14 protein-coding genes and 1 pseudogene are annotated in these 15252 nt (G+C 64.9%); 9 read left to right on the top strand and 6 right to left on the bottom strand.

All coding sequences use genetic code 11. The annotated features are described in order from the left end of the window. Nucleotides 1–388 precede the first annotated feature (388 nt). Nucleotides 389–1039 carry a TetR/AcrR family transcriptional regulator gene (locus tag AvAM_RS14675; RefSeq protein ID WP_137747728.1) on the bottom strand — a complete coding sequence of 217 codons (651 nt, stop codon included), beginning with the start codon at nt 1037–1039 and terminating at the stop codon, nt 389–391. 202 nt (nt 1040–1241) lie between these two features. On the opposite strand from AvAM_RS14675, the gene fabF reads away from it, so the two are divergent. Beyond that, nucleotides 1242–2522: a beta-ketoacyl-ACP synthase II gene (fabF, locus tag AvAM_RS14670; RefSeq protein WP_137747727.1), complete on the top strand. Its 1281-nt coding sequence runs from the start codon at nt 1242–1244 to the stop codon at nt 2520–2522. A gap of 26 nt (nt 2523–2548) precedes the next feature. On the opposite strand, the gene AvAM_RS14665 is transcribed toward fabF, so the two are convergent. Continuing rightward, entirely contained in the window at nt 2549–2947 is a 399-nt protein-coding gene (locus AvAM_RS14665) for a BLUF domain-containing protein (protein ID WP_137747726.1), read from the bottom strand. Between the two features lie 138 nt (nt 2948–3085). On the opposite strand from AvAM_RS14665, the gene AvAM_RS14660 reads away from it, so the two are divergent. From AvAM_RS14660 to AvAM_RS14650, 3 genes are all read left to right on the top strand, one after another. Further along, nucleotides 3086–3841 (top strand): Crp/Fnr family transcriptional regulator, encoded by a 756-nt coding sequence (locus tag AvAM_RS14660; RefSeq protein WP_137747725.1) that lies wholly within the window; start codon nt 3086–3088, stop codon nt 3839–3841. Nucleotides 3842–4007: 166 nt separating this feature from the next. Then, entirely contained in the window at nt 4008–5438 is a 1431-nt protein-coding gene (gene glmU / locus AvAM_RS14655) for a bifunctional UDP-N-acetylglucosamine diphosphorylase/glucosamine-1-phosphate N-acetyltransferase GlmU (RefSeq protein WP_137747724.1), read from the top strand. Beyond that, nucleotides 5435–6253 (top strand): ATP-binding protein, encoded by an 819-nt coding sequence (locus AvAM_RS14650; RefSeq protein WP_137747723.1) that lies wholly within the window; start codon nt 5435–5437, stop codon nt 6251–6253. The genes glmU and AvAM_RS14650 overlap by 4 nt, the downstream gene beginning before the upstream one ends. Nucleotides 6254–6263: 10 nt before the next feature. Here the strand turns inward: AvAM_RS14650 and AvAM_RS14645 are convergent, their stop codons facing one another. After that, the gene (locus AvAM_RS14645; RefSeq protein ID WP_137747722.1) at nt 6264–7316 is read right to left on the bottom strand and encodes a diguanylate cyclase; all 1053 of its coding nucleotides are present in this window, start codon (nt 7314–7316) and stop codon (nt 6264–6266) included. Between the two features lie 183 nt (nt 7317–7499). Continuing rightward, a complete protein-coding gene (locus AvAM_RS14640; protein ID WP_137747721.1) occupies nt 7500–7991 on the bottom strand; it encodes an Lrp/AsnC family transcriptional regulator in 492 nt (163 codons plus the stop codon). Nucleotides 7992–8126: 135 nt separating this feature from the next. Between AvAM_RS14640 and glmS the strand changes: the two genes are divergently transcribed. After that, complete coding sequence (gene glmS / locus AvAM_RS14635; protein ID WP_137747720.1) at nt 8127–10079, top strand: glutamine--fructose-6-phosphate transaminase (isomerizing); 1953 nt, start codon at nt 8127–8129, stop codon at nt 10077–10079. A 234-nt stretch (nt 10080–10313) separates the two neighbouring features. On the opposite strand, the gene AvAM_RS14630 is transcribed toward glmS, so the two are convergent. Continuing rightward, complete coding sequence (locus AvAM_RS14630) at nt 10314–10598, bottom strand: antitoxin (protein WP_056638830.1); 285 nt, start codon at nt 10596–10598, stop codon at nt 10314–10316. A 236-nt stretch (nt 10599–10834) separates the two neighbouring features. On the opposite strand from AvAM_RS14630, the pseudogene AvAM_RS14625 reads away from it, so the two are divergent. From AvAM_RS14625 to AvAM_RS14610, 4 genes and pseudogenes are all read left to right on the top strand, one after another. Beyond that, nucleotides 10835–11080: pseudogene (locus AvAM_RS14625) on the top strand (transposase); the annotation flags it as partial. 117 nt (nt 11081–11197) lie between these two features. Continuing rightward, a complete protein-coding gene (gene istA, locus AvAM_RS14620) occupies nt 11198–12724 on the top strand; it encodes an IS21 family transposase (protein WP_056637686.1) in 1527 nt (508 codons plus the stop codon). Beyond that, on the top strand, nt 12717–13502 hold the full coding sequence (gene istB, locus AvAM_RS14615) for an IS21-like element helper ATPase IstB (RefSeq protein ID WP_024815605.1): 786 nt from the start codon (nt 12717–12719) through the stop codon (nt 13500–13502). The genes istA and istB overlap by 8 nt, the downstream gene beginning before the upstream one ends. Before the next feature lie 460 nt (nt 13503–13962). Further along, nucleotides 13963–14190: an antitoxin Xre/MbcA/ParS toxin-binding domain-containing protein gene (locus tag AvAM_RS14610; protein ID WP_082564895.1), complete on the top strand. Its 228-nt coding sequence runs from the start codon at nt 13963–13965 to the stop codon at nt 14188–14190. Nucleotides 14191–14487: 297 nt separating this feature from the next. On the opposite strand, the gene AvAM_RS14605 is transcribed toward AvAM_RS14610, so the two are convergent. Continuing rightward, nucleotides 14488–15168 (bottom strand): TetR/AcrR family transcriptional regulator, encoded by a 681-nt coding sequence (locus AvAM_RS14605; protein WP_056743877.1) that lies wholly within the window; start codon nt 15166–15168, stop codon nt 14488–14490. Nucleotides 15169–15252: the final 84 nt, after the last annotated feature.

Raw genomic sequence — 15252 nt, 5'->3', positions numbered from 1 at the left:
AGGATGCGTGCCTGATGGGGCCGTGGAATCGTCGCGGCAGATGGGCTAGGCGGCTTGACTGAGCGTTTGCCCTGTTCTTGACTGAGCGTCCCCCTGCTGGTGTCAGCGGTCGGTCGGTGTGTGGGGCCGGGAGCGCAGTGGAGTGCTCCAGCGCGACGCCAGAAGAGAAGGCGAAGGCGCGGGAGCATCCCGTGCTGCTGCATGTGGCGATGCCCCAATGCTCTGGTGCCTGGGGTGGCCAGTGGCTATCTGCGCGGCAGGCGCCGGGCTCTCACAAGATGGTGTGCACTTGGCACGAGGCCAGCCCTGCCTGCGGGTTTCTGGCGCTTGTCCAGCGGTGCATGCGGCGCTCCGTCGGATCGCCGCAGGTTGGGAATGGCCTCTGGCTTTAGGCGGGCGGCGTCTCTAGCCACTGAATCAACTGATTCTGCAGCGTCGTCAGTAGCTCCTCAGACAGCCTTGGCTGTGCGGCGGCTGTGGCGCGGGCCAGCACCAGGCCGCCGACCATGGTGGCCAGCACCTGCATGGCGCGGGCGCGCTGGGTGGCTGCGGCGACCGCTGCTTCGTCGGCATCCTGAGGCGCAGGTGCAGAGCCAGGGGCAGCGGGCGCGGCAGGCGCGCTGTCGGCCAGCAATTTTGCAAAGCGCTGGATGTTGCGCTCGATGCCTTCGGCAAACACCTGCGACAACTCGGGCCCGGCGCGTGCCGCGTCCACCGCCAGGGCGGCGGCGGGGCAGCCGCTGCCGGGGGCGTCGCGGTGCTGGGGTGAGAGGTAGCTTTGGATGCGGTCGGCCACATTCGCGTTGGGGGTGTGTCCGTCCAGCGGCGCAATCGACCAGTCGAACGCGCGGGCGCAGGCCTCTCGCACCAGGGCGTCCTTGGAGTCGAAATGCCGGTACAGCCCGCCATGCGTCAGCCCTGCGTCGCGCGTGATGTCGGCCACGCCCACGCCCGTGAGGCCCCGCTCGCGGTACAGCCGTGCGGCGGCGTCCAGGATGCCCTGGCGGTTTTCGGCGGCCTGCGCTTTGGAGACTTTCATGGGTGCGGCCTTCTAATGATTGCGGTCATACGCAAAACAATGTTTTGTGTTTATGATGACGACCCCAATCATAAATGCCCACCCCTCTGGTGTCCTGTGCCCCAGGGGTGCAGGGCGGCAACCCGTGAGGTGATTCCATGACGTCAACCCCTTTGTCTTTTCACACGCGCAAAGCGCTTGTGTTGCCTGGGATGGCCCGCTGATGCGCCGCGTTGTCATCACCGGCATGGGCCTGGTCTCGCCCCTGGGCTGCCAGGTGGAGCTGGCCTGGCAGCGGTTGCTGGCGGGCCGTTCGGGCCTCACGCTGCTGCCAGCGGCCGTGACCGAAGGGGTGCCCGCCAAGGTGGCCGGCCGGGTGCTGCCGCTGGAGGAAGATCCCGAGGGCGGCTGGGATGTGGATGCCGTTGTCTCGGCCAAGGACCAGCGCAAGATGGACCGTTTCATCCCCTTTGCGCTGGGCGCTGCCGACCAGGCGCTGGCCCAGGCGGGCTGGCCCGCTGCGGGTGGCAGCGAGGCGGCACTGGCGCGCACAGCCACCGTCATTGCGTCGGGCATTGGCGGTTTTGGCGCGATTGCCGACGCCGTGCGCACCACCGAAACGCGCGGGCCGCAGCGGCTGTCGCCGTTCACCGTTCCGTCGTTTCTGGTCAACCTGGCGGCGGGGCAGGTGTCCATCCGCCACGGGCTCAAGGGGCCATTGGGCGCGCCGGTCACGGCCTGTGCCGCCAGCGTGCAGGCGCTGGGTGATGCCGCCCGGCTGATCCGTGCGGGCGAGGCCGACATCGCCGTGTGCGGCGGCAGCGAGGCCGCCATCGACCGTGTGAGCCTGGGCGGTTTTGCGGCGGCCAAGACCCTGTCCACCGGCTTCAACGCTGCGCCCGCACAGGCCTCGCGCCCGTTTGACGCGCAGCGCGATGGTTTTGTGATGGGCGAGGGCGCGGGCATGCTCGTGATCGAGGCGCTGGAGCATGCGCTGGCGCGTGGCGCCCAGCCGCTGGCCGAGCTGGTGGGCTATGGCACCTCGGCCGACGCGCACCACATCACCTCGGGCCCCGAGGATGGCGACGGGGCTGCGCGCAGCATGGCCGCCGCGCTGGCGCAGGCGGGCCTGCAGCCCAGCGAGATACAGCACCTCAACGCGCATGCCACGTCCACCCCGGTGGGCGACCGGGGTGAGCTGGCCGCCATCCGCCGCGTGTTCGGCACGGGCGCGGGGCCCGCCATCGTCTCCACCAAGTCGGCCACGGGCCACCTGCTGGGCGCAGCGGGTGCGGTGGCCACCATCTTCACGGTGCTGGCGCTGCGCGACCAGGTGGTGCCGGGCACGCTGAACCTGCACGAACCCGACGAACTGGCGCAGGGGCTGGACCTGGTGGCGCTGGCGCCGCGCCGCATGGCGCTCACACACGCTATGGTCAACGGCTTTGGTTTTGGCGGGGTGAACGCCACGCTGGTGCTGCGGCGCTGGGCCGAGGCCGCCTGATCGTTTTGGGGCGCTCAGGCCGCAGGTCAGAGCACCAGCTCGCCCCGCACCGCCTCGAATGCGGCGATGGCTGCCTCGCCGTCCAGCAGCTCCATGCGGGCCAGCGCCTCCACGTCTTCCACGGTGCTGAATGCCAGGCTGAAGTGCTGAAACCGCCGCCCCGCCAGCGGGCCGTGGTGCAACACCTCGATGTTGATGTGGCGGGGGTCGTTGCGGATGCGCTCAATGAGCTTGAGCACGGCTTTTTGCGGGCCCTCCAGCTGCTGGCAAAAACGCTGCCCGTCAAAGATCAGCAGGCCCGTCACGTCCAGCTCCACGTTGACCTGGCGTGCACTCCCGGCAATTTCAGCCACCACGCTCAGGGGTTGCTCGGGGGCGATGGTGCTCACGTAGAGCACCTCGTAGAGGGCTGGGGATAGATTCATAGATGCAGTCCAATGTAGGGGGCTCCAGGTGCCTGCGCAATGTCAAAAGACATAGCAGCGCCAGTGGCGCCGCCCAGTCTGCTGCGCGGTTGCAACACGGTGTGTGTCGGTGCCATCCATCCCTAGAATCGCTGCCTCATGAACGTCACCTTGCCCGCCAACGTCTGCCCCCCGGCCTGCGGCAATTGCCGGTTGCGCAAGACCGGGGCCTTCACCGCCGTGAAGCCCGAGGTGCTGGACTTCATCCAGGGCTTTCGCAGCGAGAGCCTGGCGGTGGAGGCGGGCGGCGCGCTGGTGCGCGAGAACCAGACCAACGCCAAGCTGTTCACGCTGTATTCGGGCTGGGCGTTTCGCTACAAGACGCTCAGCGACGGGCGCCGCCAGATCCTCAACTTCTTGCTGCCCGGCGATCTGGTCGGGCTGCAGCAGGAGTTTGGCGAGGTGTCGGCCCACGGCATCGAGGCGCTGACCGACTGTTCGCTGTGCGTGTTCCAGAACGACAGCCTGTGGGCGCTGTTCCGCGAGCACCCGCGCCTGGGCTACGACATCACCTGGCTGTCGGCGCACGAGGAGGGCCATGTGGACGACAACCTGCTCACTGCGGGCCGCCGCAACGCCACCGAGCGCGTGGCCATGCTACTGATGCACCTGTACCGGCGGCTCGATCGCATCGGGTTGGTGGAGGACGGCTCGGTAGCGTTCCCGCTCAACCAGCAGCACATTGCCGACGCGCTCGGGCTGTCGCTGGTTCACACCAACAAGACGCTGCGGCGCCTGGCCCTGCTGGGCCTGCACGAGCTGAAAAACGGGCGGCTGCGCCTGCTCAACACCCGCGCGCTGGCGCGCATTGCCGAGTACTACGACACGCCGCCCCGGCTGATGCCGCTGCTGTAGCGCGGTGGATGCGCAAAGAGTTTGGTCTAGTAGGCCCTTTGCGCCTGTCCCGTATGTGTGGATAGCTATGAATTGAATAGCATTTTGCGACCTGTGGGCGGCAGCCGATAATCCACGCCATGCCCGCGCGCCGGGTTTTTCTGCCGCGCAAACCACCTCTTTTTCCATGACCCCAATCGACATCCTCATCATGGCGGCCGGCAAAGGCACGCGCATGAAAAGCCGCCTCCCCAAAGTGCTGCAGCGCCTGGCCGGGCGGCCCCTGCTGCACCACGTGCTGGACCAGGCTGCGCATCTGCAGGCCCGCAGCGCCATCGTCATCACGGGCCATGGTGCTACAGAAGTAGAAGCTGCTTGCGCAGGCGCAGCGCGCGCAGACAGCAGTTTTGACCTGAAATTTGTGCGCCAGGAACCCCAGCTGGGCACCGGCCATGCCGTGCAGCAAACCGTGCCCCACCTGCGGGACGACGGCACGGCCGTGGTGCTGTCGGGCGATGTGCCGCTGACGCACGCCGACACCCTGCGCGCCCTGGTGGCCGCGAGCGGCGGTGAACGGCTGGCACTGCTGACGGTGACCCTGCCCGACCCCACCGGCTACGGCCGCATCGTGCGCAACGCCCACGGTGCGGTGCAAGGCATCGTCGAGCACAAGGACGCCACCGAGGCCCAGCGCGCCATCACCGAGGTCTACAGCGGCATCATGGCCGTGCCCGCGCGGCTGCTCACGCCCTGGCTGGCGCGGCTGACCAACAACAACGCGCAGGGCGAGTACTACCTCACCGACGTGGTCGCCATGGCCGTGGCCGACGGCGTGCCCGTGGTGGCCCACCGCATCACCGACGCGCTGCAGGTGGCGGGCGTCAACAGCCCCCTGCAACTGGCCGAGCTGGAGCGTGCCCACCAGCTGCGCCAGGCCCGTGCCTTGATGGAGCAGGGCGTGCGCCTGGCCGACCCGGCCCGCTTTGACCTGCGCGACGACACCCGCACCGGCGTGCGTGGCGAGCTGGTCTGCGACCAGGACGTGGAGATTGATGTGAACTGCGTCTTCACCGGCCGTGTGGAGCTGGGCGATGGCGTGAGCATTGGCGCGAACTGCTGTATCGCCAACGCGCGCATCGCAGCGGGCGCGGTGATCCACCCCTACACCCACATCGACGGCGAAAAAGCCGGCGCCACCGTGGGCGAGGGCGCGCTGATTGGCCCCTTTGCCCGCCTGCGCCCCGGCGCGGAGCTGGGCCGCGAGGTGCACATCGGCAATTTTGTGGAAGTGAAGAACAGCACGCTGGCCGATGGCGCCAAGGCCAACCACCTGGCCTACCTCGGCGACGCTACGGTGGGCGAGCGTGTGAACTACGGCGCAGGCAGCATCACCGCCAACTACGATGGCGCCAACAAGCACCGCACGGTGATCGAGGCCGACGTGCATGTGGGTAGCAACTGCGTGCTGGTAGCGCCCGTGACCATTGGCGCAGGCGGCACGGTGGGCGGCGGCAGCACCATCACCAAGAGCACGGCGCCCGGCGCGCTGAGCGTGGCGCGGGGCAAGCAGGTGAGCATTGCCAACTGGAATCGCCCCGCCAAACAAGCCAAGCCATGAACGAGTCAGGCACCGGCATCGATCACGAACTGCAGCAACTGCGCGCCGACTTGGCCCGCAGCCAGCAGCAGGTGGCCGACATGGCGGCTGCGCAGGAGGAGTTCTTGCGCGCCGTCTCGCACGACCTGCGTGCGCCGCTGCGGCATGTGACGTCGTACGGCACGCTGGTGCGCGAGGTGCTGGGCGACTTGCCGCCCGAGGTGGTGCAGGGCGCCGAGGTGCAAGAGGCCCTGGGCTTCCTCGCCACCATGGACCAGTCCGCCCGCCGCATGGGGCTCATGATCGACGGGCTGCAAGCCCTGGTGCGCGCCAGCCGTGCGCCGCTGCGCCTGCAGCCTGTGCGACTGGCCGATGCCATTGCCGGAGCGCGCACCATACTGGCCTCGGCCGAAGCAGGGCGTGCCGTGGAATGGCGCGTGGCTGCTGACTTGCCCACGCTGCAGGCTGACCCCGTGCTGCTGCAGGATCTGCTGGTGCAACTGCTGGGCAACGCCCTCAAGTTCACACGCCCCGTGGCCCAGTCGTGCATCACGGTGGCGGCGGATGCAGCCTCAACGGGCCAGGTCGCCTTCACGGTGCAGGACAACGGTGTGGGCTTTGACCCGGCGCGCGCGGGCAGCTTGTTCGGCGTGTTCCAGCGCCTGCACCGCGAGGCAGAGTTCGAGGGCGTGGGCACGGGGCTGGCGCTGTGCCGTGCCATTGCCCAGCGCCATGGTGCGGCGGTGGCTGCCACGGCGGCGCCGGGGGCGGGCTGCACGGTGCGGGTGATGTGGCCTGTGGCTGACGGGGCCGCCCCAGCGCCGGGGGCGCAATAGAAAAGCCTGCCTATACCGCCGGCGCCAGTGCCGGCTCGATGTAGCCCGACACGCGGTTGCGCCCTCCATGCTTGGCGGCATACAGCGCCGCATCGGCTGCATCGACCCAGGCGCGCAGGTTGCTGTGGCGGTGGTCGGCCGGGGCCACGCCAATGCTGCTGGTGATGCGCAGATCGGGCAGGTGGCGCAGCCGCACACACTCGGTCTGCTCGCGGATGCGCTGGGCAATGGCCAGCGCATCGCGGGCGTGCATGCCGGGCAGCACGATGGCGAATTCATCGCCGCCAAAGCGCCCCGCGCAGTCGCCCGCGCGCACATGGCCGCGCACCACATGGGCCAGGGCGCGGATGACCTCATCGCCCACGGTGTGGCCGTGCAGGTCGTTGATGCTCTTGAAATGGTCGATGTCCAGCATCAGCATGCAGGCGGGTTCGTCGGTGGTGTGGTGGCGGCGCAGCGCGGCCTCGGCCTGTTCCTGCCAGTGGCCCCGGCCGAACAGGCCGGTGAGCGCATCCACGCGCCGCAGTTCGTCGAGCATCTGGTTGTTGTGTGTGGCCTTGCGGATGAGGTGGTAGCTCACGACGCTGACGGACAGCGTGTGCAGCACCATCACGGGCAGGCAGGCCACCATCACCAGCATGGATGTCTGGGGCGCCCAGTGCATGCCCGTGAGCAGGGTGCTGGCAGCACCGGCCACCAGCATCACCACCAGGGCGCGCGCCCACAGCCCCCGGATGCCGGTGGTGATCTTGTCCACCAGCGTCAATGTGACCAGCAGTACGCTGGGCAGCAGGTTGAAATGCATGAGCGGCACAAACGCTGCGGCCATGGCCGAGTCGATGAGCAGGTTGCGGGTTTCAGCGTGGTAGGGGTCGGCACTGCGCTGTGTGAGCAGGTAGGCCACATGGGGCCAGACAAACGCGGGCAGCGCCATGCACAGCCAGGCCAGAGCCGAGGCCTGGCGCTCCCACAGCACCACGCCCACCACCATGCCGCCCAGCCCCATGCCCAGTATGCGCAGCGGGTAGATGCGGCGGGGCATCTGGCGTCGGGAGGTTGGCATCGGTCTGCGGGTGGGCCCGGGCGTGCCGCCAGGGGATGCCTGGGGGCGCTTTCGCGGGCAAAGGTCAAAGATGCGGGGGAGCTTACAACGCACATCCGGGCGATGCCAGCAAGAAATGACCATCCGGGGCAGCGCCCTCCGGTGGGGCTCCAATCTATCAAATTTGATAGCAATCAGCGCTTGTCAGTCGAGCGCAAGAGGCACTTTTGTATCGAATTTTGCGCGCCGTGTGGCAAAGAAAGCCTTCACGTTGCGCACGTTGGCATCGCCGGTGAACAGCCGCTGCGACAGCGCGAGGTATCCCGGCATGTCGCGCGTGTGCACCACCAGCACAAAGTCCGGGCCCGGCGACACGCGCCAGCATTGCTGCACGGCGTCGTCGGCCGCCGCGCGCGCCTCGAAGGCGTCCAGCTGCTCGGCGCCCTGGCGGTCCAGCGACACTTCGACGATGCAGGCCAGGCCATGGCCCTGGATAGCGGCTAGCCGGTCCGGCTGCAGGATGGCCACCTGCCGCTCGATCAGCCCCGCATCCTGCAGGCGCTTGACGCGGCGCAGGCAGGTGGGGGGCGACACATGCACCTGCTCGGCCAGCGCCTGGTTGCTTTGTGCGGCATCGGTCTGCAGCAGGTTGAGCAGCTGGAGGTCGATGGCGTCGAGTGTGATTTGTTCCGACATTTCTGATTTTATGAACTTAAATTTCATTCGATGTGAATGGTGAAATTTAAATTCAAATTTACGCAAATATAAATCAAACATTTCTTTTTGGGCTGCATACGATCACCCCATCGTTTTCACACCAAGGCAACCACCATGTGCGGCATCGTCGGCGCAGTCTCCACGCGCAACATCGTTCCCATCCTCGTGCAGGGCCTGCAGCGGCTGGAGTACCGGGGGTATGACTCCTGCGGCGTGGCCGTGCACGGCGCCAGCATCGACGCATCGCGCCACGGCACCGAGCGCGGGGGGCTGCAGCGCGCCCGCAGCACCGCCCGCGTGGCCGAACTGCTGGAGCAGGTGCAGGCCGAGCATGTCGATGGCGCCACCGGCATCGCCCACACCCGCTGGGCCACCCATGGCGCCCCAGCCGTTCACAACGCCCACCCGCACTTCAGTCATGGCCTGGGCGCAGACGCCGCCGCCCGGCAGGCGGGCCGCGTGGCCCTGGTGCACAACGGCATCATTGAAAACCACGAAGAGCTGCGCCGCGCTTTGCAGGCACGCGGCTACGTGTTTGCCAGCCAGACCGACACCGAGGTCATCGCCCACCTGGTGGACAGCCACTACAGCGGCGACCTGTTCGAGGCCGTGCAGGCCACGGTGGCTGAGCTGCACGGTGCCTACGCCATCGCCGTGATCCACAAGGACGAACCCCACCGCGTGGTGGGCGCGCGTGCAGGGTCGCCACTGATTCTGGGTGTGGGCAAGGACGCTGCGGGCAGCGCGGCGGCGTCGTCGTCGCGCGAGCACTTTCTGGCCAGCGACGCCATGGCCCTGGCGGGCGTGACGGACCAGATCGTCTACCTGGAAGAGGGCGATCTGGTAGACCTGCAACTGGGCCGCTACTGGATCGTGGGCCAGGATGGCGCCGCGCTGACTACTGCGCAGCGCCCCGTGCGCACCGTGCTGGCCCACAGCGGCGCGGCCGAGCTGGGCCCCTACCGCCACTACATGCAAAAGGAAATCTTCGAGCAGCCGCGCGCCATTGCCGACACGCTCGAAGGCGTGGAAGGCATCGTGCCCGAGCTGTTCGACGGCGCGGGCCAACACGGCCAGCCCGGTGCGGCCGCCTGGCGTGTGTTCAAGGAGATCGACAACGTCCTCATCCTGGCCTGTGGCACCAGCTACTACAGCGGCTGCACCGCCAAATACTGGCTCGAAGAAATCGCGGGCATTCCCACCCAGGTCGAGGTGGCCAGCGAGTACCGCTACCGCACCAGCGTGCCCAACCCGCGCACCCTGGTCGTCACCATCACCCAGAGCGGCGAAACCGCCGACACGCTGGCCGCGCTGCGCCACGCACAGAGTTTGGGCATGCAGCACACGCTGACCATCTGCAACGTGGCCACCAGCGCCATGGTGCGCGAATGCAAGCTGGCCTACATCACCCGCGCAGGTGTCGAGATCGGCGTGGCCAGTACCAAGGCCTTCACCACGCAGCTCGCTGGCCTCTTCTTGCTGACGTTGGCCCTGGCGCAAAGCAAAGGCCGCCTCTCTGAAGCGCAGGAAGCCGCCCACCTCAAGGCCATGCGCCACCTGCCCGTGGCCCTGCAGGCCGTGCTTGCGCTCGAACCCCAGCTCATCAGCTGGGCCGAAGACTTTGCGCGCATGGAAAACGCACTCTTCCTGGGCCGAGGCCTGCACTACCCCATCGCGCTGGAAGGCGCCTTGAAGCTCAAGGAAATCAGCTACATCCACGCCGAGGCCTACCCGGCGGGCGAACTCAAGCACGGCCCCCTGGCCCTGGTGACCAGCGCCATGCCGGTGGTCACCGTCGCGCCCAACGACGCGCTATTGGAAAAGCTCAAGAGCAACATGCAGGAAGTCCGCGCCCGCGCAGGCGTGCTGTACGTGCTGGCCGACGGCGACACCCACATCGAAAGCAGCGAAGGCATCCACGTGATCCGCATGCCCGAGCACTACGGCGCACTCAGCCCGCTGCTGCACGTGGTGCCGCTGCAGCTGCTGGCGTACCACACGGCCTGCGCGCGGGGGACGGATGTGGACAAACCCCGCAACCTCGCGAAATCGGTGACAGTGGAGTGAGGCTGGGGCGCCCTCTTTGGAGCTCCTTAATTGACTAAAGTTATGGACTTTTTCATGTATAAAAATTAGATTTCAACAATTATTTTTCGATTGTGGGAATTTTCTACAAATTTGACTCATGCACTGTGGGTCGTAAAGATAGCTCTGCAGCCTGTAGATAAAGCCCCAAGGGTACCTGTCACCGGAAGCGGTTCGGACGGACGCATGAACGACAAGGAGTCGTGAATCCACGCACTACCTCGGGCTCAACAGGCTGGACGTCAAACCACACGTTCCTGAATTTGGCAAGCGTTCGCGCACCGCCATGAAGTCGGCCGAGGTCTTCACCCCCGAAGCAAAGAAGTCAGACCAATCGGTTGGACGCGGGGTCAACACCAGCCTCTCGCCATCGCGGCGGATGAACACCTCACGGACGGAATCGGCAAACCTGAATCCGGGCGGCAACACTACCGTCTGGGAGCCATTGCTCCAGCCGACGCGGGCTATCAGCAAAGGGTTGGTGGTGTGCTTTTTCGGCATGTCATCCTCCAGCAAAAAGACTGCTTATGCGAACAACTGCCCCCTTCGGCAGATCCTCATTGGCCACTGCCTGAAGCACCGATATCTGCGCAGGAGATAGCGGCCCATCGTCGGTATTCTGGGTAATTAAAGTCGTAAACACGCAATTAAAGTCGTAAACAAGCATCTAGGGAAATCCTGCAAAACCCCCCGCAGTGTTTGGTACATGTCAGCATGCAATGGCATCCTCACAGGCCATGAAGCAAAGCAGCCTTGACCTGAATCTGAGCACCAAGAAGACCCGCAAACAGGAACTGCTGGTCCAGATGGATCGGGTGGTTCCCTGGGCTGCATTGATCGATGTCATTGCCCCGTACTACCCCGAGGGCAAGAACGGCCGCCCACCCTTTGCCCTGGAGACCATGCTGCGCATCCACTGCATGCAGCAGTGGTTTACCTTGTCGGATCTGGCGATGGAAGAAGCCCTCTTTGACACCCCGATCTGTTGACGCCGACCGAAAACTGAGCCACTTTTTGGTGTGATGCCGACCTAAAACTGAGCCAGGTGTTTTACCTACCCTGCTGTTTTGTGCAGCAAGGGAATGAAGAGGGTGATCACCATGGACATGATTGGCAAGATACGGCGGATGCACCGCCGGGACAAGAAGACGAAGCGGGAGATATCGAGGGCCACGGGCCTGTCGCGCAACACGGTGGCCAAGTGGCTGGACGAGGCGCAGCCGGTCGAGCCCAAGTACCGCCGGGAGGCGGCGAAGGCGACCAAGCTGTCGGCGCACGAGGCGGAGCTCAAGCAAGCCTTGAAGGCCGATGCCAAGCGGCCCAAGAAGGAGCGGCGCACGGCCAAGGCCTTGTTCACGCAGATCAAGGCAGCGGGCTACGAAGGTGGCTACACGCGGGTGACGGACTTCATCCGCAAGTGGCGCCAAGGTGAAGGCCAACAGGCGGCCTGCAAGGCCTTCGTGCCATTGACTTTCGAGCTTGGCGAGGCCTTCCAGTTCGACTGGAGCGAAGACGGCTTGCTGGTGGGCGGGGTGTACTACCGCATGCAGGTCTCGCACATGAAGCTGTGTGCCAGTGGGGCCTTCTGGCTGGTGGCCTACCCCAGCCAAGGCCACGAGATGCTGTTCGATGCGCACACCCGCAGCTTTGCAGCGCTGGGTGGCGTGGCACGCCGTGGCATCTACGACAACATGAAGACGGCGGTCGACAAAGTCAAGAAGGGCAAAGGCCGCGTGGTCAATGCGCGCTTTGCAGCCATGTGCGCGCACTATCTGTTCGACCCTGATTTTTGCAACCGTGCCAGCGGCTGGGAGAAGGGGCGCGTGGAGAAGGATGTGCAAGACAGCCGCCGTCGCATCTGGGTGGAGGCGGGGCAACGGCGCTTTGGCAGCTTTACCGAGCTCAATGCGTGGCTGGGCGAGCGCTGCCGGGCTCTGTGGCGAGAGCTGCGCCACCCGCAGCACAAAGCGTTCAGCATCGCCGAGATGCTGGAGCTGGAGCAAAGCCACCTGATGCCGATGCCGGTGGCCTTTGATGGCTATGTTGAGAACCCGGCCAAGGTGAGCAGCACCTGCCTGGTGACGGTGGCGCGCAACCGCTACTCGGTGCCCTGCGAATGGGCGGGGCAAATGGTCAGCACACACCTGTACCCGGCGCAGATCGTGGTGGTGGCCGGCGATGCTATGGTGGCCACGCACGAGCGCCTGAGCGATCGCAACCAGACCCGCTACGACTGGCAGCATTACGTGCCGCTGATCGAGCGCAAGCCGGGCGCGCTGCGCAACGGCGCGCCCTTTGCAGACCTGCCCGAGCCATTGCAGCGCATGCGCAAAGGCTTGCTGCACCAGGAGGGGGGCGACAGGGTGATGGCGCAGGTACTGGCCGAGGTGCCCAAGCAAGGGCTGGACGCCGTGCTGGTGGCGGTGGAGTTGGCCCTGGAGAGTGCGCCGCCATCGGGGCGGGTGAGCACCGAGCACGTCATCAACGTGCTCGGCCGCCTGCAAGCGCAGCCCCTGCCCGAGACGGTTGCGACCAACCTGCAAGTGAGCCAGACACCCCTGGCCGACACGGCGCGCTATGACAGCCTGCGCGCTGGCAGCGACATGCAGGAGGCCGATCATGCGTGAGCTGGACAAGGAGTTCAAAGAGCTGCGCCTGTACGGCATGGCCGGGGCCTGGGAGGACCTGGTCAAGCAAGGCGGCCACGCCACGCTGGAGAGCTCGCGCTGGCTGCTGGAGCACCTGCTGCAAGCGGAAGTCACGGACAGAGCCATGCGCTCAGTGAGCTACCAGATGCACACGGCGAAGTTCCCCGTGCACCGCGACCTGGCGGGCTTCGACTTCGAATGCTCGCCCGTGGACAAAAAGCTCATCGAGCAGTTGGCCAGCATGGCGTTCACCGAGCAGGCGCACAACGTGGTGCTGGTGGGTGGCCCCGGCACGGGCAAGACGCATCTGGCCACGGCCATCGGCGTGGCGGGCATCACGCGCCATGGCTCACGCGTGCGGTTTTACTCCACGGTGGACCTGGTCAACGCACTGGAGCAGGAGAAGGCCCAAGGCAAGGCAGGCCGCATCGCAGCGAGCTTGCAGCGCATGGACCTGGTCATCCTTGATGAGCTGGGCTACCTGCCCTTCAGCCAGGCAGGCGGCGCCTTGCTGTTCCACCTGCTGAGCAAGCTCTACGAGCAGACCAGCGTGATGATCACCACCAACCTGGACTTCAAGGAATGGTCCAGCGTGTTCGGCGATGCCAAGATGACCACGGCACTGCTGGATCGACTCACGCACCACTGCCACATCGTCGAGACGGGCAACGAGTCCCACAGGTTCATGCACAGCACAGCCGTGGCCAAGAAACGCATCAAGGCACGCGAACAGGCCAAGAAGGCTGAGCCGTTCTGAGCGGCTCAAGGGCAAGCCGCTACGGGCTTCGCCCTGCGCGGCTTACCCTCAACGGACGACCACCGAGCTCGATCACCAAGGAGACCAAAACCGACCCAAGGCACTACACTTATCCACAGCCGACCTTCACAGGTTGGCCATTAGCCCTGGCTCAAAATTCAATCGGCACGGTGGCTCAATTTTGAATCGGCGCCAACACTCAGCCGCGATAGTTGCAGCAGCACGCGCGGTGCTCGCACGTCCAAAATACCCCCCACACTCTTGCACCCCAGCCGAAGACCAAGGCAGTTTTCATATGTCCGCCCAAAGCAAGCGAGCAATTCGCTGAATCGCCCACTGCAGTTCATCGCCTCCATGTTCGTCATGCAGGCGGTGGTAGGGCGGGGAACTCCCTTCAATTCAAGATACCTTGCCCGGACGTGTGCATTGCATTCATCTGGCGTGCAGATCAGAATGGGCCATGGCCCTCGAAGACGATATCGCTACCCTCTCCGCACTTGTTCAGCGTATGGTTGATGAATCAGGAACACCAGTAGGTTTTGACGCGCGGGCTTGGCTTGACCAATGGCTGTTGGAATTGGCACCGACATTTGGTCATCGTCGTCCACTGGATGTTCTCAGCGGACCCGGCGGGCTGGATTTGGTGCGTAGCCACCTCCTGCGCGCGCAATCCGGGGCCTATTCCTGAGCGCAATTGTGGTGCTCTCCATTCATTGAATGCGTCACTGCCCACTAATTCATTGGGCCATCGCACACGCCTTGAAAGCCGCCTTGGATTCCCGTGTGGGCCGACCAGCTTCTCAGCATCCCATCGTCGAAGCAGAAAGACTCGCATTGGCTGCCTCGAAGAACTCGACCACCTTGCCATCCTGATCAAGCCTGAAGACCTGATTCCAGCACCGGTTTCCGCCATGCACGACGATGTCCGCCAGAATTGCCTCACTGCGAAGAACACAACCGGAAGCCCAAGCCTGTTGCGCCAGATTCACGCTTGACTGGGACGAATACCATGCGCAAGAAAACCGATAAAAATATCGGCCACTTCGTCGCTTCCAAGGCTGCCATCGATATGCATCCATTGGGTAATCGAGCTAACAGCGCCCATGAACCAGAACACCGCCAATTTCACGTTGCACGGGGCAATGGAACCATCCTGAACACCCCCCTCGAGCACTTTGCGCAGCTCTTGATCAAACTTTCGCCGACGCAAAGTGATTTTTTTCTGATCCGCCACAGTCATACCGGAGAAATCCTGGAGGATCGCCGGTGCGCCCATTTCATCCGTTAGCAACGAGATGTAGTTCTTAATGAAGACCGAGATCCGACCGAAACCAGTATTTTCCGAAGCGATCGCGTCTTGCAAGACGCGATCTCCCAAATGCATGGCGAGCTCGTGGCATTCGTAGACAAGTTCCTGCTTGTTCTTGAAGTAGTAGTAGAGGGCAGGCTTGGTGACGTTGAGCGTTTTTGCAATCTCGTCCAAGGACACATTCTTGTACCCATGGCGGCCAAATGCGCGCGAAGCTTCCGCAATGACAGCTTGCTTTTTGAGCTGGTACTGCTCATCCGCGCCGCTGACCGCATTGTTCCATTTTGCGCCCTTGCCCGATCTTTTGGCAGCATTGCGTGTCAGTGACTTGGGCTTTGCCTCAATTGGCGTACTCATTGGTGTTGTTTTCCTTGAGGGCATTCGTATCGCTAACTGAGGCAAAGTGTATCGAACTGCTTTCGCCGATAGGCCTGCGGAGAA

The organism is Acidovorax sp. NB1 (genome assembly GCF_005405905.1).
Taxonomy (GTDB): domain Bacteria; phylum Pseudomonadota; class Gammaproteobacteria; order Burkholderiales; family Burkholderiaceae_C; genus Acidovorax.
Note: the sequence above shows the minus strand (reverse complement) of the source record. Positions and strands in the feature narration are given on the sequence as shown.